The organism is Nostoc cf. edaphicum LEGE 07299 (genome assembly GCF_015207245.1).
Classification (GTDB): Bacteria; Cyanobacteriota; Cyanobacteriia; order Cyanobacteriales; family Nostocaceae; genus Nostoc; species Nostoc edaphicum_B.
Genome location: NZ_JADEXF010000859.1, coordinates 1 through 2,928 on the forward strand (window position 1 = coordinate 1; position 2,928 = coordinate 2,928).

The following is a 2,928-nucleotide window of genomic DNA, read 5'->3' on the forward strand; positions in this document are numbered from 1 at the left end:
GCGATCGCCAATGTCGTTGCTGTATATTTATGCATTGGAAAATTTACTTGATGAGAAAATTATCCCTATGTTATCTAGGGATCCTTATATTACTCTCAACAGAGAATAATTAAATGCTTGTTTCTCCGTGCTTGGTTCCAAACGCAAAGATTTAATTTGAATAATGATTAGCTTAAAAGACCATAGGACTTACCCACGAGTTACGAAATAACGAACCGCAGAGGCACAGAGAACACGGAGAAATAAGAGTTTGAGAGATATTTTGCGTAAGTTCTAGACCAGTAAGGAATTCAGTTCCTAAGTTGTGGAGCGATCGCTGAATTTTCCGCTTGGCTTGCTCTATGAAAGGAGTTTGTGTCATACTTACAAAAACCAATAATTACTAAATATCGGTCGATTTTAAGTAGTATTTTCTGGAGCATTAGGGCAATGAGGATTGGGGGTGAGGGGAGACTGGCGTCGTGCGAAAAATTGATATTTCTACATACTTGAGATGTTTCCATATTGAAAAACATCTCTGATTTATTAGTACAGTGAATTGCGAAGGAGTACTTATGTCACAGTTGGAGCAAGCAGTGCCAGACACCTTTGTAGCCCAAGGCTTAGAAACTCTCCCGAATATTTTCGACCGAGTTGAGGCTCTGGCCAAAGATTTCGCCACCCGCGCAGGGGCACACGATAAAGATGCTTCCTTTCCCTTCGAGAATTTTACAGCTTTGCATGAAGCAGGATTACTCAACCTCACCATTTTGCCTGAATTCGGTGGCCAGGATTTGGGATTGGCAACTATCTGCCGGGTGATTGAAGGGATAGCGCGTGGCGATGCTTCGACCGCATTAGTACTGACAATGCACTATCTTCAACATGCTCATGCAGCCCGTAGGCGTCGCTGGCATCCAGAAGTATATAAGCAGCTGTGTCGTGAATCAATTGAAGGCATTGCCCTGCTAAATGCTGCCCGTGTTGAACCAGAGTTAGGAACGCCAGCGAGAGGCGGATTGCCTGCAACAATTGCCGAACGAACAACAGAGGGCTGGCGTTTAACAGGACATAAGCAATACACCACGGGCAGTCCTATCCTCAGCTATTTTGTTGTTTGGGCACGGACAACTGAAGATGAACCACAAGTTGGGAATTTTCTAGTTCCGCGCGATCTGCCTGGTTTGCGAATTGTCGAAACCTGGGATCACTTGGGAATGAGAGCTACGGGCAGCCATGACCTAATTTTAGAAAATGTATTAATTCCTTCAGAGTATGCTCTAGATATCAACCCCATATCTGCTGTGCCATCTTTTGATCCACTGATTTCCACTTGGGGCAGTTTGACAGTGAGTGCCTTATATCTCGGTGTTGCTAGTAGTGCGCGAGACTGGCTTGTTAAATATCTTTGGGAGCGATCGCCTTCTAATCTCCAAGAGCCACTGGCAACTCTGCCACGCTTCCAAACTGCTGTAGGTGAGATAGAAGCACTGCTGTTTGCTAATAATAGATTGATTTATAGTTTGGCTCAAGATATTGACAAGGGCGAATATGAGCCTAACGTAGGATTACAGGCACAGGCTGTTAAATATCTAACCACAACTAACTCGATTCGTGCTGTAGAAATTGCCTTAGAACTAACTGGTAATCCTGGTCTATTAAAAAGAAATCCTTTAGAGCGACACTACCGTGACGTTCTGTGCAGCCGTATCCATACACCACAGAATGATGTTATTTGCCAGTCATTGGGCAAGTCGGTGCTGAAAGTCTAGTGATTGGGAAGTGGAGCAAGGGAGCAGGGGAGAATAATTAATCCCCAATGCCCAATCCCCAATGCCCAATGCCCAACATTTAGTATCCAGCTTGCTTATCTACAACATTCCGCAAGGGCTGACCGTTTTGGTAGCGTTGAAGATTGTCGATAAATAGTTGTGCTATGCGCTCTCTCAGGCGTGGCGACAAAGCTGAACAATGGGGTGTGATAAAGGCGTTCGGTAGCGACCATAAGGGACTTTCCGACGGCAGGGGTTCGGTTGCAACAGTGTCTAATCCAGCACCCGCAATCCAGCCCTCACGTAATGCAGTCAGCAATGCGGCTTCATCTACGATCGCACCACGAGCAATGTTAATTAGGTAAGCGGACTGACGCATAGAGCGCAATGCAACTTCATCAATCAAGCCTTTTGTTTCTGAGGTTAGTGGTGTGGCAATAACTACATAGTCTGCGGCTGGGAGAAGCGATCGCCACTCATCTGCACCCACAACTTTGTCAAAATTCGGTAGGGGTTCGGGATGGCGGCGACTACCCCAAACTATGACTCCAAAGGCTTTAGCACGAGATGCGATCGCTTGACCGATATTTCCTGTGCCGAGAATTAATAAAGTCGCGTCTGCCAACTCTTCGAGAAACACTCCTCTTACCCAAGTGTGTTCATTCTGCAAAGTTTGTAATTTCCGCAGATTCTTGGCGTGATAGAGCATAAATGCCAGTACAAATTCCGAAATTGGAATTGCATGAACTCCTGCGCCATTGGTGAGGATGATGTCCTTTTGCAAAAAAGTTGGCGTGAGGATGTGATTCACGCCAGCACTTGGTGACTGTTGCCAACGTAGCGCGGGTGCTGCTGTCAGTACTTTGTTAAGGGTAGAGGTTTTCAGGTAAAATCCATTGACATAAATCTCTGCATCACTGGCATCACCATCTAGATTACCTTCACTATCCACCTCCACGACATCTATATTAGATGGTAGATGTGGCTTTATATCTGCAATGAGATGATCGGGTAAAATTAGTTTCACCATTAGCTACTCCCTAATTCAATTTTGGATTTGGATTTTGGATTATGCAACCCAATCGGCAGCACCTCTTCATTTTTAATCTTTAATTGCTTAGTATCCTGCTTTTTTATCTACTACATTTCGTAACGGCTGACCAGCTTAGTAACACTT

2 protein-coding genes are annotated in these 2,928 nt (G+C 44.9%); one reads left to right on the forward strand and one right to left on the reverse strand.

Annotated features, from left to right (window positions below):
* Positions 1-554 precede the first annotated feature (554 nt).
* Positions 555-1,751, forward strand: coding sequence for an acyl-CoA dehydrogenase family protein (locus IQ229_RS21785; protein WP_194047313.1), 1,197 nt, complete (start codon positions 555-557; stop codon positions 1,749-1,751).
* 79 nt (positions 1,752-1,830) lie between these two features.
* On the opposite strand, the gene IQ229_RS21790 is transcribed toward IQ229_RS21785, so the two are convergent.
* Positions 1,831-2,781 carry a D-2-hydroxyacid dehydrogenase gene (locus IQ229_RS21790; protein ID WP_194047315.1) on the reverse strand — a complete coding sequence of 317 codons (951 nt, stop codon included), beginning with the start codon at positions 2,779-2,781 and terminating at the stop codon, positions 1,831-1,833.
* Between the last annotated feature and the right edge of the window lie 147 nt (positions 2,782-2,928).